This window comes from Streptomyces sp. NPDC005574, from assembly GCF_040605435.1.
Classification (GTDB): Bacteria; Actinomycetota; Actinomycetes; order Streptomycetales; family Streptomycetaceae; genus Streptomyces.
This window is the reverse complement of the sequence record NZ_JBEXCW010000118.1, coordinates 1-21,176: the sequence shown is the minus strand read 5'-3', so window position 1 is coordinate 21,176 and position 21,176 is coordinate 1. Positions and strand designations below refer to the sequence as shown.

The window sequence follows — 21,176 nt, the reverse complement described above, 5'->3', positions numbered from 1 at the left end:
CGCCGGGCACGAGCCCGAACCGGACGACTGGATGTAGCGGCGGGCGCGGGCTCGCCCCCGGCCTGGGCCGGCGGGCGACGCTGACCGAAAATGCGCCCACACACACTCAGGCCGCCGCGCCGGACGCACCCGCCGGTACGGCTACTGCCACCGCCCGCCGTGCCGCCGTATCGCGCCCGCGACCACGACGAGCCCCACCACGGCCGCGGCGATCAGCACCGGCCGCGGGCCGCGCAGTCCGGACCGGACGGCGTCGCCGACGGGCCGCGGGGCGCGTTGCCCCACGAGCTCACCGGCGTGCGTCGCCCTGCCCTGAACGGTGTGACCGGCCCGCAGCGCCCGGTGGTGGACGGTGTGGCCGGCCTGCGCGGCCGAACTGCGCAGTTGCACGGTCATGGCGCCCGCCTTGTCCCGCAGGTCGGCCGCCCGGGCCCGCGCGCGGCCCTTGATGTCGACCCTCGCCGCCAACTCCTCGACAGTGTCGCCGAGTTGACGGCGGGTCTGTTCGATCTGCCGACGCAGCTCGTCGGGGCCCTTCGCACCGGCCGCCTGCGCGGCGTCCGCGCCCGTGCCCTGAGCCGCTGATCTGTCCGTCATCGGTGCGCCCTTTCCTTGATCTCCTCGACGTCCGCCTTGACGCTGCCGAGGGCCTGCTCGGGGGTGGGAGGAGCGGCACGCTTGAGCTGGGCGCGGCCGGAGGCGGCCAGCACGGCCGCGAGCGCGAACAGCACCGCCGTCACGATGAGCGCCGCGGCCCACAACGGCAGCACCAGCGAGAGCGCGACGACGCCCGTGCCGGCCAGCGCCAGCAGACCGGCGTACGCGACGGCGCCCGCGGCGCCGAGCAGTCCGCCGCCGCGCCCCGCACGCCGCCCCTTCTCGGTGAGCTCCTCCTTGGCGAGCGCCACCTCCTGCCGCATGAGGCGGGAGAGCTGCTCGGTGGCCTGTCCGACGAGTTCGCCCACGGAATGGCGCTCGTCGCGCACGGCCTTCGGGGTCACGGTCACGGTCACGGCGTCCGCCTCCTCTCGGTTCGGAACATCCGGGTACCCGGGCCGGCCCCCGCTACCCCTGCCCGGCGCCGCCCGGTCCGGGCCCGCCGAACCGCGCCAGCTGGGTCTGGAACCAGTCCAGCCGCGCCTGCAACAGGGCTGCCTCGGCGGCGAGTTCGGCGACACCAAGCCCGTCCGTACCGGGGTTCTCGGGCGTGCCACCGCGGCCGGCGACCACCCGCAGTCCGTCCCCGGCCAGCCGGGCGAAGGACGCGAGCGAGACGGACGTACGCCCGTGGAGACACCCGGCGCAGGAGGGCGCCAGTGCGCGGCGGCCCGGCCTGCCCCAGCCGGCGTCGGCCAGCGCGGCGGCGACCGTGCCGCACGCGCAGGGGCCGACGGTCGCGACCCGCACCCGCTGGCGCGCGTAGCGGAAGCCGTGCTCGAAACGGATGTAGGCGCCGAGGACGGTGACCTCCAGCAGGGCGGCCGTGCGGTGTTCCGCCGTGCACAGCAGCGCCTCGGCCGCCGCGCGCTCGTGCACGCAGTGGAATCCGCAGTCGCAGCGGCGGTGCGGGACACGGTGGCGCAGGCCGTAGACGCAGGACGCGTCGGCCAGGACCCCGTACGGCAGGGCGGCGCCGAGTGAGACGCCGGTGAACCCGGCCCGGGTGCCGTCGTGGGACAGCACCGGGTGGGCGATCTTGAATCCGGTCGGCGGCTCCGCCGGACGTTCCTCGGGGAGCCGCAGCCTCATCGGGCGGCCGGTGCCTCTTCGGGCGCGGGAGCCGTGGGCTCCGCGATCTCCTCGGGGGCGCGCAGATCCTCGTCCTGGACCTGCGGTCGCTCCTGCGCGACTCCGGTGGCGAGTGCCTTGCCGAGCTTCATGGAGCCTCCCATGCCGAGGTGCCGATGACCGTTGTGTCCATGGTGCCCCATGAGGGGCCGTTTGGGACAGGGGGCGGACCCGGCATTCCTCAGCATTGCTTACCCATACCTCGTAGAACATTTAAGTGGAGCTTCACTGTCATTCGGCCGAGACTGCTCGTATGACGACACCTGGCTCCTCCGCCACTCCGTTCGGCCGCGCCCTCTGCGCGATGATCACGCCTTTCACCGGGACCGGCGCACTCGACCTCGACGGCGCGCAGCGGCTCGCAGACCATCTGGTGTCCGCCGGCTGCGAGGGCCTGGTGCTCTCCGGGACGACGGGCGAGTCACCGACCACGACGGACGCGGAGAAGACGGCACTCGTCACGGCGGTCCGTGAGGCGGTGGACGGGCGCGCGTCGGTCGTGGCCGGGGTGGGCACCTTCGACACCCGGCACACCGTCGAGCTCGCGCTCGCGGCCGAGAAGGCGGGCGCGGACGGACTGTTGGTGGTCAGCCCCTACTACAGCAGGCCCCCGCAGGACGCGCTGGAGGCCCACTTCCGGGAGGTCGCCGACGCGTCCGGACTGCCGCTCATGCTCTACGACATCCCCGGCCGCACCGGCACCCGGATCGAGCCCACCACGATGATCCGGCTCGCCGGCCATCCCCGGATCGTGGCGGTCAAGGACTGCTCCTACGACTTCCTCGCCGCACAGAAGGTGCTGGCGGCAACGGAGTTGGCGTACTACGCGGGCTGCGACGAGCACAACCTCGCGCTGTACGCGGTCGGCGGCGCCGGATACGTCAGCACCGTCGCGAACGTGATCCCCGCGCAACTGCGGGCCGTCCTGGACGCGTTCGAGGCGGGCGACACCCCCGTGTCCGCCCGCCTCCAGCAACGCGCCACCCCTCTGGTCGAGTCGGTGACGGCCTCCGGCCTGCCCGGCACGGTCACCGCGAAGGCCCTCCTCACCCGACTCGGCCTCCCAGCGGGCCCGGTCCGCCCCCCGCTCCTGCCCGCCGACCGCGAGGCGACCGACGAACTCATGGCGGTGTACGGGGAGTTCGTCGGCGCAGGCTGAGCGGGTCAACGGGCGGCGAACACCGGCTCCCACCGCCCGGCGTCCCCGTCGTTGCCCTTCCGGAAGCCACTGAGCGGCACCTCCTTGTCGCTTCCGAGGGTGACCAGCACGAGCCGCTGGTGGAACTCGTTCGAGCCCGGCGTGATGTCCCAGGCGACGAGGGACTTCTCGCCGGCCCAGGCGAGCAGCTGCTGCCCCCGCACCTCCGTCTTCCGTCCGGTGTCGGCGTCCAGGACCCACGAGGAGGTCGGCCACTTCTCGCCGGCGAAGTCACCGGCGACCGACCGCCCGCTGGGCACGAGCACCGTGCGCTGGCGCGCGGTCAGCCGGGACAGCGCCTCGCGCATCACCAGGCGCAGTTCCGCCGCGGCCGCCGTGTCGGTGCCGGCCGGGCCCGCCTCGGGCGGCTCGGCGACACTGACCTCCTGGCGGGGCCACTTCAGCCGCCAGCGGCTGACCTGCTGCCGGTAGAGGATCCGCCGTACGTAGGCTTCGGGTTCCTCGATCCGCTGCCAGCGGCCGGCCGCCTTGACCAGGGCGCTCTGCAACAGGTCCTCACCGGCGTGCCGGTCTCCCCCGCACAGCAGCACGGCCGTCTTCAGCAGGGCGGACGACCTGCTGTCCACGAAGTCCCGGAAACTCTCCAGCCCTTCGGCATCCATCGTCACCTTCTCTTCCCCGGCGGCGGCCTGTGCCCCGCCCCTGTCCCCCTTGTGACGCGCGTGGCCCGCCCCCGCTATGCCTGTCCGCGGAAATACCCGCGAACAATTCCCGCGCCGCCCCTGTCACCCCTGCCGTACGGTGGCGGTGTGAGCCGGCCGCTGCTGTTTCTCGACGTCGACGGCCCTCTGAACCCGTACGCCGCACAGCGGGAACGGCGCCCCGAGGGCTACACGACGATCAGGGCGGCCGTCCGCCCGGGCAAACCCCTGCGCGTGTGGCTGAACCCCGCTCACGGTGCCGCGCTGCTGGCCCTCGACTACGACCTGTGCTGGGCCACCACGTGGATGGACGCGGCCAACCGCTGGATCGCCCCCGTCGTCGGCCTGCCCCAACTCCCGTACGTCGACTTCGGCGAGGCCCTGTTCGCCGTCCGCCCGGACGGCGTCCACTGGAAGACGGAGGCCCTCGTGACGTACGCCGCCGGCCGCCCCTTCGCCTGGGTCGACGACGAACAGACCCCGGCGGACCAGGTGTTCGTGGCCGACCGGCACCCCGCGAGCGCGCTGCTGCACCACGTCGACCCCCGAATCGGCCTCCGCGAACAGGACTTCACGACCCTGTCGGACTTCGCGAGTGCGGTACAGACGTGAGCGAGCGCCCCTACAAGTTGTGCGCGGTCGGCGCCGGCAGGTCTCCTCTTGGCCATCAACAGGGCCTGAGCGCCGGTTGGGCCACGGGTTGGATACCGGACCACCCCCAGGCAGAGTCAGGGATGCAGCCGCACTTCAGAGCTGGATACCTCGCTGCCGACCACGCGAAGCCGACGCTAGCCGCTCGCACTGACAAGCGAATCCATGCATGCCCAGCGGCCCGGCCCGCGGGGGCTGCCTTCAGGCACTCACGTGGTCGGAAGGCTTACAGATCGGAAGACTTCTGGCATCCACTGCTGACACAACAACGCCGGACGGGGACGTATCACGTCCGCCCTTGCAGGGCCGGTGTCACCCTCAAAGCACGAGCGCCCTTCCGGGCCGTTCTGGGGCCGTGGAAGGGCGCTCGATGGTGATCAGGGGGGCCACAGGTCACGGCCGCCCGTGATCAGTTGTGGCTGTGCAGGACCTCGTTCAGGCCGCCCCAGACCGCGTTGTTCGGGCGGGCCTCGACCGTGCCGGTGACCGAGTTGCGGCGGAAGAGGATGTTCGAGGCGCCGGAGAGTTCGCGGGCCTTCACGATCTGGCCGTCGGGCATGGTCACGCGCGTGCCCGCGGTGACGTACAGGCCGGCCTCGACCACGCACTCGTCGCCGAGCGCGATACCCACGCCGGCCTCGGCGCCCACCAGGCAGCGCTCGCCGATGGTGATGCGGACGTTGCCGCCGCCGGACAGCGTGCCCATGGTGGAGGCGCCGCCGCCGATGTCCGAGCCGTCGCCGACCACGACGCCCGCCGAGATGCGGCCCTCGACCATCGACGTGCCGAGGGTGCCGGCGTTGAAGTTGACGAAGCCCTCGTGCATGACCGTGGTGCCCTCGGCGAGGTGCGCGCCGAGGCGGACCCGGTCGGCGTCGGCGATGCGGACGCCCTTGGGGGCCACGTAGTCCGTCAGGCGCGGGAACTTGTCGATCGAGGTGACCTGGAGGTGCAGGCCCTCGGCGCGGGCGTTGAGGCGTACCTTCTCGACGTCGTCCACGGCGACCGGGCCGAGCGAGGTCCAGGCGACGTTGGCCAGGAAGCCGAAGATGCCGTCCAGGTTCTGGCCGTGCGGCTTGACCAGCCGGTGCGAGAGGAGGTGCAGCCGCAGGTACACGTCGTGCGCGTCGGTCGGCTTCTCGTCGAGGGAGGAGATCACCGTGCGGACCGCGACCACCTCGACGCCGCGGCGCGCGTCCGGACCGATGGCCTTCGCAGCACCCTCTCCGAGCAGTTCCACCGCACGCTCGGCGGACAGCCGCTCGCTGCCGGACGGCCCCGGCTCGGTGGTCAGCACGGGCGCGGGGAACCAGGTGTCGAGGACGGTGCCGTCGGCGGCGATCGTGGCGAGGCCGGCGGCAACGGCGCCGGTGGTGCGAGGTGCGGTCGTGTCGGTCATGAGGGCAACCTAACCGGCCGGGCCCCACCGAGGCGAACCAGCGTGCCGCCCGTCTCAGGTGCCGGGCCGCAGGTCGCCACGTTCACCGCTCCCCAGGAGCACCCTGGGCGCCTGAGCGCCGGTCCGGCGCGGATCGTCCGGCTCCGGTCATCCTCCGGACCGGCCCCGCCCCCGCCCACCCCTCCGCACCCGCGCACCCGCCCGGCCTGCCGACGCCTCCGCACTCACGGAGCCCTCCGACACCCCTGTGCCCACGCGGCCGGCCGACGCCTTGGCACCCACGCGCCCCGCCGACGCGTCCGTGTTCACGCGGCCGGCCGACGCCTCCGCAGCAGCCCGTCCCGCCCGCGCCTCCGCACCCGCCCGGCCCACCGGCGCCCGCGTCCCCGCCGTCCCCTCCGCCCGCACCTGTGGCGGAATGACCCGGGACAGCACCTCCCGCGCGTACGCCTCGTCGTAGGCTCCGTCGGTCAGGAGGACCTGGAGGCAGATGCCGTCCATCAGGGCGACCAGGGCCCGGGCGGTGACCCGATCCGTGCGCCTGGCCAGCCGGCCTGCCAGGTCCTCGGCCCACTCGGCGGCGACCGGGCGCAGGGCGGGCCGGCGCAGCGCGGCGAGGTAGAGCTCGTACTCCAGCTCGGCGCCGGCACGGTCGCCCGCGAGCCACTCGCCCAGCCGAGCCGCCAACTCGGCGGCCAGATCGGCGCCCGGTCCCGTGGCCGGCTCGGCGCCCGGTCCCGTGACCGCCCCTCCGACCAGGTCCGTGGCCGACCCCGCGGCCCGCCCCGTGCCGGGGGCCGCCGGGTCGTCGTCGCGGGGGGCGACGAAGGCGGCGAAGCCCCCGCCGGCCTGCCGCAGTGCGGCGACCATCAGCTCGTCGAGGGTCGTGAAGTGGTACGTCGTGGACCCGAGCGGCACATCCGCCTCGGCGGCGACGGAGCGGTGGGTGAGACCGGCGAGGCCCTTCTCCCTCACGACCCGGATCGCCGCGTCGATGATCCGCTGCCGCCGTCCGGGGTCGTGGCGGCGCGGCATCAGTGCGCGCCCCCCAGGTTGAGCACCACGACTCCGACGATGATGATCGCGATCCCGGCGGCCTTCGTCATCGTCATGCCCTCCCCGAGGAAGACGGTCCCGATCGTGGCGATGGCCGCGGTGCCGACGCCGGACCAGATCGCGTACGCCGTGCCGACCGACATCGACTTCAGTGCCTGGGCGAGCAGCACGAAGGAGACGGCGTAGCCGAGGACGGTGAGCAGCGTGGGCAGGAGCCTGCTGAAGCCCTGCGTGTACTTCAGGGCGGTCGTGGCGCCCACCTCGGCGGCGATGGCGACGCCGAGCAACAGGTATCCCATATGTACGAGCGTACATAACGGCGGCCGGAACACGCGCCGACGCGACCGGCTGACGACCCGTCCGAGTCGGGCACGGGCCGGAGATAACAAGGGGGAAACCGCTCTCCCAAAAGGCTCGTTGGAGCTCCCAGCGTCCACTACTCTTCCATCTGCTTCACCTTTCACACACGGGCCGTCGCAGCCGCGGACATTCGCCATGGGCACCGCCAAAGGATCAGCGCATGCAAGAGAAGACCCCTCGGCCCGCCCAGGAACAGCCCTGGGAGAACGGCTGGGTACCGGACACCTCCCGGGCCCCGGGGACCCGCCGGCTGTGGCTGGCGGGCGGGCTCGCGCTGGCCACGATCATCGCGTGCGCCGCCTCGGTGGCCCTGATGAACAGGTCTCCGGAGAAGGTGTCGGGTGCGGGGAGCCCGCCCGTCTCCGGTGAGGCCACCGTGCCCGGCCTGATCTCCTTCGCCACCGCCTCGACGAGCGGTACCGCGACGCCCGGCACCAAGAAGGCCCCGCCGTCGCCCTCCGAGGACTCCACCTCGGCCGCGCCCCAGCCGCAGGCGTCGGCGTCCCCGTCCCCGGTGAAGACGTCCAAGTCACCTTCCGCGCACGCCACTTCGTCCCGGCCGAAGCCGCAGAGCATGTCGAGGTCCGTGCAGTCGGTCAACTACCCCGACCGGTACTGGGACGTGAGCGGTGGTTATGTGAAGCTCGACCGGATCGAGTCGGCGTCGGCCCGGCGCAGCGCCACCTTCACGCTCGTCAAGGGGCTTTCCGACGCGTCCTGTTACTCCTTCGCCACCGCCGACGGCACCTACCTGCGCCACCGCAACTTCGTGCTGCGCTCCGAGAGCGACGACGGCTCGTCCCTGTTCCGGCAGGACGCCACCTTCTGCGCCCGCCCCGACTCCTCCGGCACGGTCATGCTGGAGTCGGTGAACTACCCGGGCCGGTTCCTGCACCACCAGAACTTCCAGCTGAAGCTGGACCCGTACCAGTCCGGCTACCAGTACCGCTCGGACTCGGCGTTCCGGCTGGTGGGCGGGCTGGCCTGAGCCCACCGAACCCGGTAGGACGACAACGGCGGCGTCCTCGCGAGGACGCCGCCGTTGTCGTCGTGCCGGTGGGGGTCAGACGTTGAACCCGAGCGCGCGCAGCTGCTCGCGCCCGTCGTCCGTGATCTTGTCGGGGCCCCACGGCGGCATCCACACCCAGTTGATGCGCAGTTCGTTGACGAGGCCGTCCGTGGCGGACTTGGCCTGGTCCTCGATGACGTCGGTCAGCGGGCAGGCCGCCGAGGTCAGGGTCATGTCGATCGTCGCGATGTTCGCGTCGTCGACGTGGATGCCGTAGATCAGGCCGAGGTTGACGACGTCGATGCCCAGTTCGGGGTCGACGACGTCGTACAGCGCCTCGCGGAGTTCCTCCTCCGAGGCCGGCTTCATCTCAACGGTCTCGCTCATGCCGTCTTCCTTTCGGCTTCGGCTCCGCCCAGGGCCTGGGCCGTCGCGTCCTTCCACGCCATCCAGCTCAGGAGGGCGCACTTCACCCGCGCCGGGTACTTGGAGACACCGGCGAACGCGACCGCGTCCTCCAGCACCTCCTCCATCGCGTCGTCGGGCTCGATCCGGCCCTTGGACTGCATCAGCTCCAGGAAGGTCTCCTGGACCTTCTGCGCGTCCGCCAGGTCCTTGCCGACGAGGAGTTCGTTCAGTACGGAGGCGGATGCCTGGCTGATGGAACAGCCCTGCCCCTCGTAGGAGACGTCCTCGATCGTCGTGCCGTCGTACTTCACACGCAGCGTGATCTCGTCGCCGCACGTCGGGTTCACATGGTGCACCTCGGCGTCGCCGTCCCTCAGACCACGCCCGTGCGGGTGCTTGTAGTGGTCCAGGATGACTTCCTGGTACATCGAGTCCAGCTTCATGTGGTCGTCGTCCCGTCCGTCAGCCGAAGAAGTTCCGTACGTGCTCCAGGCCGTCTACCAGCGCGTCGATCTCCGCCGGCGTGGAGTACAGATAGAACGACGCTCGCGTGGTCGCAGGAATTCCGTACCGCAGGCACACGGGGCGGGCGCAGTGGTGGCCGACCCGGACCGCGATGCCCTGCTCGTCGAGGACCTGGCCCACGTCGTGCGGGTGGATGTCGCCGAGCGTGAAGGAGATCGCCGCGCCGCGGTCCTCGGCCGTGGTGGGGCCGATGATCCGCAGGTCGGGGACCTCGGCGAGCCTGCGCACCGCGTACTCGGTGAGCGCGTGCTCGTGGGCGAGGATCTTGTCCATGCCGATCGCGTCGAGGTAGTCGATGGCCGCGCCGAGGCCGACCGCCTGAGCGATCGGCGGCGTGCCCGCCTCGAACTTGTGCGGGGCGGGAGCGTACGTCGACGAGTGCATCGACACCGTCTCGATCATCTCGCCGCCGCCCAGGAACGGCGGGAGGTCCTCCAGCAGTTCCTGCCGGCCCCACAGGACGCCGATGCCCGTCGGGCCGCACATCTTGTGACCCGTGAAGGCGACGAAGTCGGCCTGGAGGGCCTGGACGTCCAGCGGCATGTGCGGCGCGGCCTGCGAGGCGTCGATGCAGACCAGCGCGCCGACCTCCTGCGCGCGGCGCACTATCGCCTCGACCGGGTTGACGGTGCCGAGGATGTTGGACACCAGGACGAAGGAGACGATCTTCGTCTTCTCCGTGATGACCTCGTCGATGTTGGAGAGGTCGAGGCGGCCGTCGTCGGTGAGACCGAACCACCGCAGCTTCGCGCCCGTGCGCTGCGCGAGCAGCTGCCACGGCACGATGTTGGAGTGGTGCTCCATCTCGGTGATGACGATCTCGGTCTCGTGGTCGACCCGGTAGGGCTCGTCGGCCCAGCCGAGCATGTTGGCCACGAGGTTGAGCGACTCGGAGGCGTTCTTGGTGAAGATCACCTCGTCGCGGCTCGGGGCGTTGACGAACGCGGCGACCTTGTCGCGCGCGCCCTCGTACAGCGCCGTGGCCTCCTCGGCGAGCACATGCACACCGCGGTGGACGTTGGCGTTGTAGCGCTCGTAGTAGTCACTGAGAGCGTCCAGCACCTCGCGCGGCTTCTGCGAGGTCGCCGCGTTGTCCAGGTACACCAGCTTCTTACCGTCGTGGACCTGGCGGTCCAGGATGGGGAAGTCCTTGCGGATCGCCTCGGTGTCGAGGAGGCCCGGCAGCTGTGTCACGCGGATGCGCCACCCTTCACGTATGACTCGTAGCCCTCGTTCTCCAGCTTGTCGGCCAGCTCGGGACCGCCGGACTCGGCGATCCGGCCGTCCGCGAAGACGTGGACGTGGTCGGGCTTGATGTAGCGCAGGATGCGCGTGTAGTGCGTGATCAGCAGGGTGCCGACCTCGCCGGACTCACGGACGCGGTTGACGCCCTCCGAGACGATGCGCAGCGCGTCGACGTCCAGACCGGAGTCCGTCTCGTCGAGGATCGCGATCTTCGGCTTGAGCAGTTCCAGCTGGAGGATCTCGTGGCGCTTCTTCTCACCGCCGGAGAAGCCCTCGTTGACGTTGCGCTCGGCGAAGGCGGGGTCCATGTTCAGGCGCTGCATGGCCTCCTTGACCTCCTTCACCCAGGTGCGCAGCTTGGGGGCCTCGCCGCGGATGGCGGTGGCGGAGGTGCGCAGGAAGTTGGAGACCGAGACGCCGGGGACCTCGACCGGGTACTGCATCGCCAGGAACAGGCCCGCGCGGGCGCGCTCGTCGACGGACATCTCCAGGACGTCCTCGCCGTCGAGCAGCACGGTGCCGCCGGTGATCGTGTACTTGGGGTGACCCGCGAGCGAGTAGGCGAGGGTCGACTTGCCCGAGCCGTTGGGGCCCATGATGGCGTGCGTCTCGCCCTGCTTCACGGTGAGGTCGACGCCCTTGAGGATCTCCTTCGTGGCGTTGTCGGCCTCGACGGTGACGTGCAGGTCTCGGATTTCAAGCGTTGCCATGGGGGCCTCAGGACTCCTGGGTGACGGAGACGAGCACATCGTCCCCTTCGATCTTTACGGGGTATACGGGGACGGCGCGCGTCGCGGGCAGGCCGGACGGTTTGCCGGTGCGGAGGTCGAACGCGGAGCCGTGCAGCCAGCACTCGATCTGGCAGTCCTCCACCTCGCCCTCGGAGAGCGAGACGTTCGCGTGCGAGCAGATGTCGTTGATCGCGAACACCTCTCCCCCGGTCTTGACGACCGAGACCGGCGTGCCGTCGAGTTCCACCCGTTTCGGGGTGTCCTCCTCCAGCTCGCTCAGCCCGCAGGCGCGTCGGAACGTCGACGGGGCAGTCATCAGACCGACGCCTCCAGCTCCTCGTCGATCCTGACGAGGAGGCGTTCCTGGAGGTCGGGGACGCCGATCTGCTGGACGAGTTCGGCGAAGAAGCCGCGGACCACCAGGCGGCGCGCGTCGTCGGCGGGGATGCCGCGGGCCATCAGGTAGAAGAGCTGCTCGTCGTCGAAGCGGCCGGTGGCGGAGGCGTGGCCGGCACCGACGATCTCGCCGGTCTCGATCTCCAGGTTCGGCACCGAGTCGACGCGCGCCCCGTCCGTGAGGACCAGGTTGCGGTTCATCTCGTAGGTGTCGGTGCCCTCGGCCCTGGCCTCGATGAGCACGTCACCGATCCACACCGCGTGCGCCGCCTCGCCCTGGAGCGCGCCCTTGTAGACGACGTTCGACTTGCAGTGCGGCTCGTTGTGGTCGACCAGGAGGCGGTGCTCCTGGTGCTGGCCGGCGTCCGTGAAGTACAGGCCGAACAGCTCGGCCTCGCCGCCGGGACCTGCGTAGGTCACGCGCGGGTTGAGGCGCACGAGGTCGCCGCCGAAGGTGACGACCACGGACTTGAAGGAGGCGTCCCGGCCGATCAGCGCGTTGTGCTGGGCCACGTGCACGGCCTTGTCGTCCCAGTCCTGCACCGAGACGACGGTCAGCTTGGCGCCGTCGCCCAGGAGGTAGTCGACGTTGGCGGCGAGCACCGCGTCACCGGTGTGGTCGATGACGACGACGGCCTCGGCGAAGGCTCCCAGCTCGATGACCTGGTGGCCGTAGGCGACCCCGCCCCGGCCGTGCACGGCGATGCGGATCGGCTCGGTGAGCACCGTCTCCTTGGGGACGGAGACCACGCCGGCCTTCTCGAACGCCGAGTACGCCTGGGCGGCGACGCGGTCCACCGGGGTGCCCGCCCTGCCGAGGCGGGCGTCGTCACGGCCGACGGTCTCGACGGTGACGCCCTCGGGTGCCTGGATGTCGACCCTCACGCCTTCGCCGGTCGCGACGGCGGTGCCGTCGTGCAGGCCGCGCAGCCGCTCCAGCGGGGTGAACCGCCACTCCTCCTCGCGGCCGTGCGGGACCGGGAAGTCCGACACGTCGAAGGACGGCGGCGCGCTCATGCGCGTGGCGACGGTCGACTCGGCGGCCACCGCGATCTGGCCGGCGGTCGTGCTGCCGACCGATGGGGGTGCCCCCGCCCGAACGGAGTTGAGGGTGGGGGAATTTGTAGCCTCAGCCATGGCTGTCGGTCTGCTCTCTTCCTACGTCAGAAATTGCTCGCTGCGGTCGGGGGCGGGTCTCAGCCGACCGCGCCTTCCATCTGCAGCTCGATCAGCCGGTTGAGTTCGAGTGCGTACTCCATGGGGAGTTCCTTCGCGATCGGCTCGACGAAGCCGCGCACGATCATCGCCATCGCCTCGAACTCGGTCATGCCACGGCTCATCAGGTAGAAGAGCTGGTCGTCGCTGACCTTGGAGACGGTGGCCTCGTGCCCCATGGACACGTCGTCCTCACGGACGTCCACGTAGGGGTAGGTGTCGGAGCGGGAGATCGTGTCGACCAGCAGCGCGTCGCACAGCACGTTCGACTTGGAGCCGTGGGCGCCCTCGCCGATCTCGACCAGACCGCGGTAGGAGGTACGGCCGCCACCGCGCGCCACCGACTTGGAGACGATGTTGGAGGACGTGTTCGGCGCCATGTGGACCATCTTGGAGCCGGCGTCCTGGTGCTGGCCCTCGCCCGCGAAGGCGATGGAGAGGGTCTCGCCCTTGGCGTGCTCGCCCATCAGGTAGACGGCCGGGTACTTCATGGTGACCTTGGAGCCGATGTTGCCGTCGACCCACTCCATGGTCGCGCCCTCGTACGCCACGGCGCGCTTGGTGACCAGGTTGTAGACGTTGTTCGACCAGTTCTGGATGGTCGTGTAACGGCAGCGGGCGTTCTTCTTGACGATGATCTCGACCACGGCGCTGTGCAGCGAGTCCGACTTGTAGATCGGCGCCGTACAGCCCTCGACGTAGTGCACGTAGGCACCCTCGTCGACGATGATCAGGGTCCGCTCGAACTGGCCCATGTTCTCCGTGTTGATACGGAAGTAGGCCTGGAGCGGGATCTCGACGTGCACGCCCTTCGGCACGTAGATGAAGGAGCCGCCGGACCACACCGCGGTGTTCAGCGACGCGAACTTGTTGTCGCCGACCGGGATGACCGTGCCGAAGTACTCCTTGAAGAGCTCCGGGTGCTCCTTGAGGGCGGTGTCGGTGTCCAGGAAGATGACGCCCTGCTCCTCCAGGTCCTCACGGATCTGGTGGTAGACGACCTCGGACTCGTACTGGGCGGCGACACCCGCGACGAGGCGCTGCTTCTCCGCCTCGGGGATGCCGAGCTTGTCGTACGTGTTCTTGATGTCCTCGGGCAGGTCCTCCCAGGACTCCGCCTGCTTCTCCGTGGAGCGCACGAAGTACTTGATGTTGTCGAAGTCGATCCCCGAGAGGTCCGAGCCCCAGTTGGGCATGGGCTTCTTCTCGAAGAGGCGCAGTCCCTTGAGACGGAGCTTGGTCATCCACTCCGGCTCGCTCTTCTTGCCGGAGATGTCCCGGACGACGTCCTCGTTGATACCGCGCTTGGCAGAGGCACCGGCCGTGTCGGAGTCGGCCCAGCCGTACTCGTACTTGCCCAGGCCCTCGAGCTCGGGGTGGGCGGTCTCCGTGGGGAGTGTCATGCGGGGTTCCTCCCGGCCGTGCTTGCCGATGCGTTGTGGGTGGTGTGGGAAATCTTGGGGATGAACGTCGTGCAGACGCCGTCGCCGTGCGCGATGGTCGCCAGCCGCTGGACGTGCGTGCCGAGCAGCTGGGAGAAGATCTCGGTCTCCGCCTCGCACAGCTGCGGGAACTTCTCCGCGACATGGGCCACCGGGCAGTGGTGCTGGCAGAGCTGCTCGCCTCTTCGCGGGAGGGGGGCGCTGCGCGCCGTAGCAGCGTACCCGTCCGCGCTCAGGGCCTTGGCCAGCGCTTCGGTGCGCTCCTCGGGGGCGGCGGCCTCGATCGCCGTACGGTAGGCGGCGGCCTGCTCGGCGATCCTCGCGCGCGCGAAGGCGACCACGGCCTCGTCCCCGCCGAACCGCTCCTGGATCCAGCGCAGGGCGTCCGCGGCGAGCGAATCGTACGACTGGTCGAAGGCGTCCCGGCCGCAGTCCGTCAGCGCGAAGACCTTGGCGGGGCGGCCACGGGTGCGGGCGCCGTAGACCCGCTGCTCGCGGGGTTCCACGACGTCGTCGGTGACGAGGGCGTCGAGGTGGCGGCGCACGGCCGCCGGGGTGAGTCCCAGCCGCCCGGCGAGTTCGGTGACGGTCGAGGGCCCGTGGTCCAGGATGGATCGCGCGACCCGGTTGCGCGTCGAGCGCTCTCCGGTCGCGAGCTCCTCCTGAGGGGTCCCCGTGGGGGTCTCCCGAGCCTCGTCGACGTTTTTCACAACGCCATTGTTGCGTAATTCCTCAGGGGCAGGCAAGCCGCGTCCGATCCGGGCTCCGGTGCCCTGCATCACTTAGGTTCACCTAATCCCACCTGCGACGACGCTCCCGGTCGATCGGACGGGTGGCGCGGCCGAGCACCTTGGGGAACACTCGCGAAACATGTCCACACCCCCTCCGACCGGCCCTCTTGTCACCCGCGGCACCATGGCCGCGCAGCTGCGCGAACTCGGCGTACGACCCGGTGAGACCCTCCTCGTCCACTCCTCACTGAGCTCCCTCGGCTGGGTCTGCGGGGGCCCCGTCGCGGTGGTCCGGGCACTGCTCGACGCGCTCGCCCCGGGCGGCACGCTCGTGGTCCCCACCCAGACCGGCGACCTCTCGGACCCGGCGCTGTGGGCGAACCCGGCGGTTCCCGAGGAGTGGTGGACGACGATCCGCACCGCGATGCCGCCCTACGACCCGCTGGTCACACCCTCGCGCGGCGTCGGCGTCCTCCCGGAGACCGTACGGACGTGGCCGGGCGCCCTGCGCAGCGCCCACCCGCAGACCTCGTTCGCGGCCCTCGGACCGCGCGCCGCGGAGATCGTCGGGGACCACGCCCCCGACTGCCGGCTCGGCGAGCGCAGCCCGCTGGCCCGGCTGGAGGCGCTCGGGGCGCGGGTCCTGCTGCTGGGGGCGGGCTACGCCACCTGCACCGCCTTCCATCTGGCCGAGTACCGCGTCCCGTCCCCGCTGGTGCGGGTGGGACGGCCGGGGCCGGTGGGCTGGGAGACGGTGACCGAGGTGTCGATCTCCTCGGAACGCTTCGACGAACTCGGCCACGACTTCGAGCGGGACCGCCCCGCCGGCCGTCCCGTCGTCCGCGGCAGGATCGGCGCGGCCGAGGCACGGCTGTTCCCGGTGGCGGACGCGGTGGCCTACGCGGAGCGGTGGCTGGCCCTGCACCGACCCCGCGAGGAGGAGTTCCCGCACCCTCCCCCGCTCTCGGCTCCGTTCGACCGGGGGGACCCCCGGCTCTGAGCGGCGGCGGACGTACCTAGACTCTGGACCCATGCGAAGTGAGCCCGTGGTCCAGGTCCAGGCCCTGGTGAAGCGGTACGGCCGGAAGACCGCGGTGGACGGCCTCGACCTGGTGGCCGGACCCGGCGTGACCGCCGTACTCGGCCCCAACGGGGCGGGCAAGACGACCACGGTCGAGACCTGCGAGGGGTACCGGAGGCCGGACGCCGGTACGGTGCGCGTCCTGGGCCTCGACCCGGTCGGACAGTCCGCGGCCCTGCGGCCCCGGATCGGCGTCATGCTGCAGTCCGGCGGCGTCTACTCGGGCGCGCGGGCCGACGAGATGCTCCGGCACGTCGCCCGGCTGCACGCCCGTCCGCTGGATGTGGACGCCCTCGTCGAGCGCCTCGGCCTCGGCGGCTGCGGACGCACCGCCTACCGCCGCCTCTCCGGCGGGCAGCAGCAGCGGCTCGCGCTGGCGATGGCCGTGGTGGGCCGCCCGGAACTGGTGTTCCTGGACGAGCCCACCGCGGGGCTCGATCCGCAGGCCCGCCACGCCACCTGGGACCTGGTGCGGGACCTGCGCGCCGACGGTGTCTCCGTGATCCTCACCACCCACCACATGGACGAGGCCGAGCAACTCGCCGACGACGTCGCGATCATCGACGCGGGCCGGGTCATCGCCCAGGGCTCCCCGGACGAGCTGTGCCGCGGCGGCGCGGAGAACACGCTCCGCTTCACCGGCCGGCCCGGACTCGACGTCGGCTCCCTCCTCAAGGCGCTCCCCGCGGACTGCACGGCCGCCGAGCTGACGCCCGGTTCCTACCGCGTGGTCGGCAAGGTCGATCCGCAACTGCTCGCCACGGTCGCCTCGTGGTGCGCGCAGCACGGGGTGATGCCGGACAGGATCTCGGTGGAGCGGCACACCCTCGAAGACGTCTTCCTGGAGCTGACCGGCAAGGAGTTGCGCGCGTGACCACCGGCACCTACACCCCCGCGCCGGGGGCGGCGCCCCTGCCCCGCATGATCGCGGCGCAGGCGGCGCTGGAGACCAGAATGCTGCTGCGCAACGGCGAGCAGCTGCTGCTGACCGTGGTGATCCCCACGCTGCTGCTGGCCCTGTTCAGCTCGGTGGACATCGTCGACACCGGCGCGGGCGAGGCCGTCGACTTCCTGGCGCCCGGCATCCTGGCGCTGGCCGTGATGTCCACCGCGTTCACCGGGCAGGCCATCGCGACCGGCTTCGAGCGCCGCTACGGCGTCCTGAAGCGGCTCGCGTCCTCCCCGCTCCCCCGCTGGGGCCTGATGACGGCGAAGACGGCCTCCGTGCTGGTCACGGAGGTCCTCCAGGTGATCCTGCTGACGGTGATCGCCTTCGCGCTCGGCTGGTCGCCGCACGGCAACCCGTTCACCGTGCTGCTCCTGCTGGTCCTCGGCACGGCCGCCTTCTCCGGGCTCGGCCTGCTCATGGCGGGCACCCTGAAGGCGGAGGCCACGCTGGCCGCCGCGAATCTCGTCTTCCTGCTGCTGCTGGTCGGCGGCGGCGTCATCGTCCCGCTGGACAGGTTCCCGGCCGGGGTCCAGGACGTCCTCGCCCTGCTGCCCGTCTCGGCCCTGTCGGACGGCTTGCGGGACGTCCTCCAGCACGGCGCCGGAACCCCCTGGGGCGACCTGGCGATCCTGGCCGTGTGGGCGGTCGTGGGCCTGGCCGCGGCCGGGCGGTTCTTCCGCTGGGAGTAGCCCTGGCCCGGGACCCTCGTGAACGCGTGCACAAGCAGCCGCCTACGATGGTGGGCGTGCCCAACGTGACCCCCGCCGACGCCGTAGCGGCCGTCCGCAACCCGCTCGCCTTCATCGCCGCCCGCTGGACCCCGGATCCCCGGACCGTGCGGCGGGCCGCCCTCGCCGCGCTCGTGATGTCGGTGGTCATCGTGGTCACCGGCGGTGCCGTACGGCTCACCGGCTCCGGCCTCGGCTGCCCCACCTGGCCCAAGTGCACCGACGACTCGCTCACCACCACCGGCGCCATGGGCGTGCACGGCGTGATCGAGTTCACCAACCGGATGCTGACGTACGTCCTGTGCGCCGCGGTCGGGTGGGCGATCGTCGCGGCCCGCTCCGAGAAGCCGTACCGGCGCAGCCTGACCCGGCTCGGGTGGGCTCAGTTCTGGGTCGTGATGGGCAACGCGATCCTCGGCGGGATCGTCGTGCTGGTGGGCCTGAACCCGTACACGGTCGCCGCGCACTTCCTGCTGTCCTCGGCGCTGATCACGGTGGCCACCGTGATGTGGCAGCGCACCCGGGAGGGCGACGGGGCGCCCCGTCCGCTGGTCGGCAGGCCCATCCAGCAGATGGTGTGGTTCCTGGTCGCCGCCGCCGTGCTGCTGATCGCCGTGGGCACCGTGGTGACCGGCTCGGGCCCGCACGCGGGCGACTCCAGCGAGGTCGAGCGGATGCCGCTGGACTGGGAGACCGTGAGCAAGCTGCACGCGGTGCTCGCCTGGATCGTGGTGACGCTGACCTTCGCCCTGTGGTTCGTCCTCAAGGCGGTCGACGCCCCCGCCGGGCCACTGCACCGCACCCGCGAACTGTTCCTGGTGCTGCTGTCGCAGGGCGTCATCGGCTACGTCCAGTACTTCACCAACCTGCCCGAGGTCCTGGTCGGCCTGCACATGCTCGGCTCGGGCCTGGTGTGGATCGCCGTGCTGCGTGTCCTGCTGGCGCTGCGCGAGCGCCCGGACCAGGTGATCGGCCTGCCGGGTCCCGCGGCCGAGGCCACCCTGGGCACGCGCGCGTAGGCACCGCCCGTCCGGTGGCCGGGTGCCGGTGACCACGCGCGCGTGGTCACCGTCGGCCGGTGGCCGCGCCCCGCGCCCCGCGCCGCGCCCCGCGCCCCGCGCCCCGCGCCCCGCGCCCCGCGCCCCGCGCCCCGCGCCGGGCAGCCTCCCCCACGAGTCACCCGTACGCCGTCACCAGCGCGTCGATCGCCGGGCCCAGGTAGGCGCGGGTGAGCTCGCCCCGGCGCGCCGGCCATTCCTCGGCGGGCGGCGCCGGCCGTTCGTAGCGCCGGCGCCGGACGTCGTCCACCACCTCGGCCGGCGCGCCGAGCCCGGGCAGTTCCCGCAGCGCCTCCCCCTTGGTGATCAGCCGTCCCTCGCGCAGGGTCACCGTCGCCCGCGCGAAGGTCGTCAGACCCACGTCGACCCAGTCGTCCTGCCGCCACAGACGCGCCTTGTCGACGGCCGGCCGCCAGAAGTCCCGCTGGTCACGGACGACGAACGCGCCGATCTCCCGGTCGGACACGGCCGGGAGCAGCTCGGCCGGGCTCCGGCCGTGCAGCACCCGCCCGAAGACGTGCAGTTCGCGCCGGGTGACCGGGGTGACCGGCCGGCGCATCACATGGTCGTGCGCCCAGGTCAGGTGCCGTTGTTCCGCGTCGTCGAGCGCGTCGGGGGCGAAGTAGCTGCAGTGCAGCTTGCGGGCGAGCGGCTCGGCGCGCAGCCGGCGGTGCAGGGTGACGACCCGGCGGACGGTGGCCGGGGTGACGGGCCGGTCGAGCACCGCGAGCAGGTCGAGGTCGCTGCGGCCCTCCTGGTAGTCGCCCCCGGCGAGCGAGCCGTGCGCCCAGACGGCGACGGGCGCGAGCGCCGTGAGCTCGTCGAGGAAGCGGTCGAGCAACACGTCGGTCTGCATCGGACCAGTCTGTACAGCTCACTCCAGCCCGTACACCCTGCGTGCGTTGCCCGCCGCGATCAGGCCCGCCACCCGCTGCGCGTCCGCCAGGGACCAGGCGCCGTCGGCGACCCAGGTGCCGAGCACCCGCGCCAGGGCCTCGCGGAACAGCCGCGCCCCCACGACGTGCAGCTCGGGCAGCCCGTGCGCCCCGCTGGCGAAGAGGATCTTGCCGAAGGGGGCCAGCTCCAGGATCTCGGCGAGGACGGTCGCGGCCCGGGCGCCGGTGCGGACCAGGGCGGCGCCCGAGTCGGCGTAGACGTGCGGGAAGACGCCGGCCAGGTGGGCGGCGTGCCGGTGGTAGGGGTAGCCGTGCAGCAGGACGAGGTCCGTTCCCAGCCCGGCCGTCGCCCGGACGAAGTCGGTCAGCAGGACCGGGTCGGTACGGTCGGTCCGCAGGCCCGGTTCGCCGAGTCCGGCGTGCAGCTGGAGCGGCAGCCCCGAGGCGACCGCGATCCACAAAAGGTGCCTGAGCAGCACCGGATCGCTCAGCTCGCCCCCGACCCTGCGCCCGGCCAGCCACCGCCCGGCCGCCCCGCGCACCTCCCCCGGGCCGGGCGGCTCCGGCGCGAGGGCGAGCCCGTGCCGCACGCCCGCCACGGAGGTGAACGCCACGGCGTCGGCGGCGGCGCCGTGCACCGACTCGGCGAGGTTGGCGAGGAAGGACTCGACGGTGCCGGAGGTGTCGGCGACCTGCTCGGCCAGCAGCTCCAGGCGCACGATCTCGCGGGCCTCGGCGGCTCCGGCGCAGGCCATCTCGGCGGGTCCGGTGAGGTCGCCGGGCAGCCCGGTGTCGACCAGGTACGTCGTGATGCCGCTGCCGCGCAGCAGCCGGCGGCCCGATTCCAGTACGCCGAGTTCACGACGCCGGGCGAGATAGCGGGCGGGCGGACAGTGCGGTTCCAGGCCGAGCAGCGGGGGGCACCAACGGCGTACGGCGAAGCCCGTCTGGGTGTCGAACAGCGTGGTACCGGGCGCGGGCGGACCCTCGGTGCGGGCCAGCTGGGCCTCGAAGGTGCCGAGACCCAGCTCCGTTCTCAGCACGCCGTGGCAGTACTGGTCCACGAGGGACAGCGTTTCGATCATCCGGACTCCCCGCGCGCGTGGACCGCGTCCTCATATGGACTCATACGGTCCTAACGGGTGAACCGGGCGTCAGGTGATGCTGTCGCACACGCCGTGTGAATGGACGCCGGGCGCCGGGCGCCTCAGGGGTTCTTCGGGCCGCCGACCTGGATGCCCGCCATGCGCGTCCACTCGTACGGACCGGTCGTCACCTTCGCGGCGAACTCGCCGTCGAAGGCTTCGTGGACGGTGATGCCGGCCTTCTCGACCGCCCGCTCGGCCACCGCGTAGGAGGGTGCGACGAGGTCTCCCCAGCCGCCGTCCTCGCCGACGAGCACGATCCGTGCCCCGCGCTGTCCGAGGTAGGCGACCTGGCCCTCGGCCCCGCCGTGTGCCTTGGAGAAGCCGCCGATCTGCTGGGCGAGCCGGGCCACGGCGCGCTCGGCCTTCGCGGCCTGCCTGGCGTCGGTGCCCTCGTCAACCTGCTGCGTGTCTGCCATGGCCAGATGCTACCCACGGGTAGATCCTCGGGCGGCCCGGGCGCAGAACCACCGACCGGGGTGGCGCCTCCGGCACCGGCTACT

At 71.8% G+C, this 21,176-nt stretch carries 25 protein-coding genes and 1 pseudogene; 7 read left to right on the top strand and 19 right to left on the bottom strand.

Features of this window, described 5'->3' with window-relative positions; all coding sequences use genetic code 11:
• Positions 1–141: 141 nt before the first annotated feature.
• The 4 genes from ABZT03_RS38355 to ABZT03_RS38340 are packed head-to-tail and all read right to left on the bottom strand — an operon-like array spanning position 142 to position 1,880.
• Positions 142–597: a DUF3618 domain-containing protein gene (locus tag ABZT03_RS38355; protein ID WP_356048027.1), complete on the bottom strand. Its 456-nt coding sequence runs from the start codon at positions 595–597 to the stop codon at positions 142–144.
• Entirely contained in the window at positions 594–1,013 is a 420-nt protein-coding gene (locus ABZT03_RS38350; protein ID WP_356048025.1) for a phage holin family protein, read from the bottom strand. The genes ABZT03_RS38355 and ABZT03_RS38350 overlap by 4 nt, the downstream gene beginning before the upstream one ends.
• A gap of 52 nt (positions 1,014–1,065) precedes the next feature.
• Positions 1,066–1,749 (bottom strand): hypothetical protein, encoded by a 684-nt coding sequence (locus ABZT03_RS38345; RefSeq protein WP_356048024.1) that lies wholly within the window; start codon positions 1,747–1,749, stop codon positions 1,066–1,068.
• The gene (locus ABZT03_RS38340; protein WP_356048023.1) at positions 1,746–1,880 is read right to left on the bottom strand and encodes a hypothetical protein; all 135 of its coding nucleotides are present in this window, start codon (positions 1,878–1,880) and stop codon (positions 1,746–1,748) included. The genes ABZT03_RS38345 and ABZT03_RS38340 overlap by 4 nt, the downstream gene beginning before the upstream one ends.
• A gap of 161 nt (positions 1,881–2,041) precedes the next feature.
• Between ABZT03_RS38340 and dapA the strand changes: the two genes are divergently transcribed.
• Positions 2,042–2,947: a 4-hydroxy-tetrahydrodipicolinate synthase gene (gene dapA / locus ABZT03_RS38335; protein WP_356048021.1), complete on the top strand. Its 906-nt coding sequence runs from the start codon at positions 2,042–2,044 to the stop codon at positions 2,945–2,947.
• Between the two features lie 5 nt (positions 2,948–2,952).
• Here the strand turns inward: dapA and ABZT03_RS38330 are convergent, their stop codons facing one another.
• The gene (locus ABZT03_RS38330; RefSeq protein ID WP_356048019.1) at positions 2,953–3,609 is read right to left on the bottom strand and encodes a hypothetical protein; all 657 of its coding nucleotides are present in this window, start codon (positions 3,607–3,609) and stop codon (positions 2,953–2,955) included.
• 147 nt (positions 3,610–3,756) lie between these two features.
• On the opposite strand from ABZT03_RS38330, the gene ABZT03_RS38325 reads away from it, so the two are divergent.
• On the top strand, positions 3,757–4,260 hold the full coding sequence (locus ABZT03_RS38325) for a hypothetical protein (RefSeq protein ID WP_356048017.1): 504 nt from the start codon (positions 3,757–3,759) through the stop codon (positions 4,258–4,260).
• 448 nt (positions 4,261–4,708) lie between these two features.
• Here the strand turns inward: ABZT03_RS38325 and dapD are convergent, their stop codons facing one another.
• The 3 genes and pseudogenes from dapD to ABZT03_RS38310 form a co-directional block, all read right to left on the bottom strand.
• On the bottom strand, positions 4,709–5,698 hold the full coding sequence (gene dapD / locus ABZT03_RS38320) for a 2,3,4,5-tetrahydropyridine-2,6-dicarboxylate N-succinyltransferase (protein ID WP_356048015.1): 990 nt from the start codon (positions 5,696–5,698) through the stop codon (positions 4,709–4,711).
• Positions 5,699–6,112: 414 nt separating this feature from the next.
• A pseudogene (locus ABZT03_RS38315) lies at positions 6,113–6,733 on the bottom strand (TetR family transcriptional regulator); the annotation flags it as partial.
• Positions 6,733–7,053 (bottom strand): multidrug efflux SMR transporter, encoded by a 321-nt coding sequence (locus ABZT03_RS38310; RefSeq protein ID WP_356048013.1) that lies wholly within the window; start codon positions 7,051–7,053, stop codon positions 6,733–6,735. The gene ABZT03_RS38310 and the pseudogene ABZT03_RS38315, both read right to left, overlap by 1 nt.
• A 221-nt stretch (positions 7,054–7,274) precedes the next feature.
• On the opposite strand from ABZT03_RS38310, the gene ABZT03_RS38305 reads away from it, so the two are divergent.
• The gene (locus ABZT03_RS38305; RefSeq protein WP_356048011.1) at positions 7,275–8,102 is read left to right on the top strand and encodes an AbfB domain-containing protein; all 828 of its coding nucleotides are present in this window, start codon (positions 7,275–7,277) and stop codon (positions 8,100–8,102) included.
• Positions 8,103–8,177: 75 nt separating this feature from the next.
• Here ABZT03_RS38305 and ABZT03_RS38300 read toward each other — a convergent pair whose 3' ends face one another.
• Genes ABZT03_RS38300 through ABZT03_RS38265 form a run of 8 tightly spaced genes read right to left on the bottom strand, consistent with a single transcriptional unit; the run spans position 8,178 to position 14,795 of the window.
• On the bottom strand, positions 8,178–8,510 hold the full coding sequence (locus tag ABZT03_RS38300; RefSeq protein ID WP_030677253.1) for a metal-sulfur cluster assembly factor: 333 nt from the start codon (positions 8,508–8,510) through the stop codon (positions 8,178–8,180).
• Positions 8,507–8,974 carry a Fe-S cluster assembly sulfur transfer protein SufU gene (gene sufU / locus ABZT03_RS38295; RefSeq protein ID WP_356048010.1) on the bottom strand — a complete coding sequence of 156 codons (468 nt, stop codon included), beginning with the start codon at positions 8,972–8,974 and terminating at the stop codon, positions 8,507–8,509. Before sufU ends, ABZT03_RS38300 begins: the two co-directional genes overlap by 4 nt.
• Before the next feature lie 19 nt (positions 8,975–8,993).
• Entirely contained in the window at positions 8,994–10,250 is a 1,257-nt protein-coding gene (locus tag ABZT03_RS38290) for a cysteine desulfurase (protein ID WP_356048009.1), read from the bottom strand.
• Positions 10,247–11,011 carry a Fe-S cluster assembly ATPase SufC gene (gene sufC / locus ABZT03_RS38285; RefSeq protein WP_356048008.1) on the bottom strand — a complete coding sequence of 255 codons (765 nt, stop codon included), beginning with the start codon at positions 11,009–11,011 and terminating at the stop codon, positions 10,247–10,249. The genes ABZT03_RS38290 and sufC overlap by 4 nt, the downstream gene beginning before the upstream one ends.
• A gap of 7 nt (positions 11,012–11,018) precedes the next feature.
• Positions 11,019–11,348, bottom strand: a complete 330-nt coding sequence (locus tag ABZT03_RS38280) for a non-heme iron oxygenase ferredoxin subunit (RefSeq protein WP_356048007.1) — start codon at positions 11,346–11,348, stop codon at positions 11,019–11,021.
• Positions 11,348–12,565, bottom strand: a complete 1,218-nt coding sequence (sufD, locus tag ABZT03_RS38275; RefSeq protein ID WP_356048006.1) for a Fe-S cluster assembly protein SufD — start codon at positions 12,563–12,565, stop codon at positions 11,348–11,350. Before sufD ends, ABZT03_RS38280 begins: the two co-directional genes overlap by 1 nt.
• A 59-nt stretch (positions 12,566–12,624) precedes the next feature.
• Entirely contained in the window at positions 12,625–14,046 is a 1,422-nt protein-coding gene (sufB, locus tag ABZT03_RS38270; protein WP_356048005.1) for a Fe-S cluster assembly protein SufB, read from the bottom strand.
• Positions 14,043–14,795, bottom strand: a complete 753-nt coding sequence (locus ABZT03_RS38265) for a metalloregulator ArsR/SmtB family transcription factor (protein ID WP_356048003.1) — start codon at positions 14,793–14,795, stop codon at positions 14,043–14,045. The genes sufB and ABZT03_RS38265 overlap by 4 nt, the downstream gene beginning before the upstream one ends.
• Positions 14,796–14,955: 160 nt before the next feature.
• On the opposite strand from ABZT03_RS38265, the gene ABZT03_RS38260 reads away from it, so the two are divergent.
• From ABZT03_RS38260 to ABZT03_RS38245, 4 genes are read left to right on the top strand one after another with little or no spacing between them, the layout of a single operon-like run.
• A complete protein-coding gene (locus ABZT03_RS38260; RefSeq protein ID WP_356048001.1) occupies positions 14,956–15,816 on the top strand; it encodes an AAC(3) family N-acetyltransferase in 861 nt (286 codons plus the stop codon).
• A gap of 31 nt (positions 15,817–15,847) precedes the next feature.
• On the top strand, positions 15,848–16,771 hold the full coding sequence (locus ABZT03_RS38255) for an ABC transporter ATP-binding protein (RefSeq protein WP_356047999.1): 924 nt from the start codon (positions 15,848–15,850) through the stop codon (positions 16,769–16,771).
• 47 nt (positions 16,772–16,818) lie between these two features.
• Positions 16,819–17,535: an ABC transporter permease gene (locus tag ABZT03_RS38250; RefSeq protein ID WP_356048029.1), complete on the top strand. Its 717-nt coding sequence runs from the start codon at positions 16,819–16,821 to the stop codon at positions 17,533–17,535.
• A gap of 47 nt (positions 17,536–17,582) precedes the next feature.
• The gene (locus ABZT03_RS38245) at positions 17,583–18,593 is read left to right on the top strand and encodes a COX15/CtaA family protein (RefSeq protein WP_356047998.1); all 1,011 of its coding nucleotides are present in this window, start codon (positions 17,583–17,585) and stop codon (positions 18,591–18,593) included.
• 157 nt (positions 18,594–18,750) lie between these two features.
• Here the strand turns inward: ABZT03_RS38245 and ABZT03_RS38240 are convergent, their stop codons facing one another.
• From ABZT03_RS38240 to ABZT03_RS38230, 3 genes are all read right to left on the bottom strand, one after another.
• Positions 18,751–19,488, bottom strand: coding sequence for a nucleotidyltransferase domain-containing protein (locus tag ABZT03_RS38240; protein ID WP_356047996.1), 738 nt, complete (start codon positions 19,486–19,488; stop codon positions 18,751–18,753).
• 18 nt (positions 19,489–19,506) lie between these two features.
• Positions 19,507–20,613 (bottom strand): amidohydrolase family protein, encoded by a 1,107-nt coding sequence (locus ABZT03_RS38235; RefSeq protein WP_356047994.1) that lies wholly within the window; start codon positions 20,611–20,613, stop codon positions 19,507–19,509.
• Between the two features lie 122 nt (positions 20,614–20,735).
• Positions 20,736–21,092: a hypothetical protein gene (locus tag ABZT03_RS38230; protein WP_356047992.1), complete on the bottom strand. Its 357-nt coding sequence runs from the start codon at positions 21,090–21,092 to the stop codon at positions 20,736–20,738.
• Positions 21,093–21,176: the final 84 nt, after the last annotated feature.

Excerpts from the sequence above, each read along its gene's own strand:
- ABZT03_RS38355 (WP_356048027.1), bottom strand. The coding sequence starts at position 597 with ATGACGGACAGATCAGCGGCTCAGGGCACGGGCGCGGACGCCGCGCAG.
- ABZT03_RS38345 (WP_356048024.1), bottom strand. The coding sequence starts at position 1,749 with ATGAGGCTGCGGCTCCCCGAGGAACGTCCGGCGGAGCCGCCGACCGGA.
- ABZT03_RS38340 (WP_356048023.1), bottom strand. The coding sequence starts at position 1,880 with ATGAAGCTCGGCAAGGCACTCGCCACCGGAGTCGCGCAGGAGCGACCG.
- dapA (WP_356048021.1), top strand. The coding sequence starts at position 2,042 with ATGACGACACCTGGCTCCTCCGCCACTCCGTTCGGCCGCGCCCTCTGC.
- ABZT03_RS38330 (WP_356048019.1), bottom strand. The coding sequence starts at position 3,609 with ATGGATGCCGAAGGGCTGGAGAGTTTCCGGGACTTCGTGGACAGCAGG.
- dapD (WP_356048015.1), bottom strand. The coding sequence starts at position 5,698 with ATGACCGACACGACCGCACCTCGCACCACCGGCGCCGTTGCCGCCGGC.
- ABZT03_RS38310 (WP_356048013.1), bottom strand. The coding sequence starts at position 7,053 with ATGGGATACCTGTTGCTCGGCGTCGCCATCGCCGCCGAGGTGGGCGCC.
- ABZT03_RS38305 (WP_356048011.1), top strand. The coding sequence starts at position 7,275 with ATGCAAGAGAAGACCCCTCGGCCCGCCCAGGAACAGCCCTGGGAGAAC.
- ABZT03_RS38300 (WP_030677253.1), bottom strand. The coding sequence starts at position 8,510 with ATGAGCGAGACCGTTGAGATGAAGCCGGCCTCGGAGGAGGAACTCCGC.
- sufU (WP_356048010.1), bottom strand. The coding sequence starts at position 8,974 with ATGAAGCTGGACTCGATGTACCAGGAAGTCATCCTGGACCACTACAAG.
- sufC (WP_356048008.1), bottom strand. The coding sequence starts at position 11,011 with ATGGCAACGCTTGAAATCCGAGACCTGCACGTCACCGTCGAGGCCGAC.
- ABZT03_RS38280 (WP_356048007.1), bottom strand. The coding sequence starts at position 11,348 with ATGACTGCCCCGTCGACGTTCCGACGCGCCTGCGGGCTGAGCGAGCTG.
- sufD (WP_356048006.1), bottom strand. The coding sequence starts at position 12,565 with ATGGCTGAGGCTACAAATTCCCCCACCCTCAACTCCGTTCGGGCGGGG.
- sufB (WP_356048005.1), bottom strand. The coding sequence starts at position 14,046 with ATGACACTCCCCACGGAGACCGCCCACCCCGAGCTCGAGGGCCTGGGC.
- ABZT03_RS38260 (WP_356048001.1), top strand. The coding sequence starts at position 14,956 with ATGTCCACACCCCCTCCGACCGGCCCTCTTGTCACCCGCGGCACCATG.
- ABZT03_RS38255 (WP_356047999.1), top strand. The coding sequence starts at position 15,848 with ATGCGAAGTGAGCCCGTGGTCCAGGTCCAGGCCCTGGTGAAGCGGTAC.
- ABZT03_RS38250 (WP_356048029.1), top strand. The coding sequence starts at position 16,819 with ATGATCGCGGCGCAGGCGGCGCTGGAGACCAGAATGCTGCTGCGCAAC.
- ABZT03_RS38245 (WP_356047998.1), top strand. The coding sequence starts at position 17,583 with ATGGTGGGCGTGCCCAACGTGACCCCCGCCGACGCCGTAGCGGCCGTC.
- ABZT03_RS38240 (WP_356047996.1), bottom strand. The coding sequence starts at position 19,488 with ATGCAGACCGACGTGTTGCTCGACCGCTTCCTCGACGAGCTCACGGCG.
- ABZT03_RS38235 (WP_356047994.1), bottom strand. The coding sequence starts at position 20,613 with ATGATCGAAACGCTGTCCCTCGTGGACCAGTACTGCCACGGCGTGCTG.
- ABZT03_RS38230 (WP_356047992.1), bottom strand. The coding sequence starts at position 21,092 with ATGGCAGACACGCAGCAGGTTGACGAGGGCACCGACGCCAGGCAGGCC.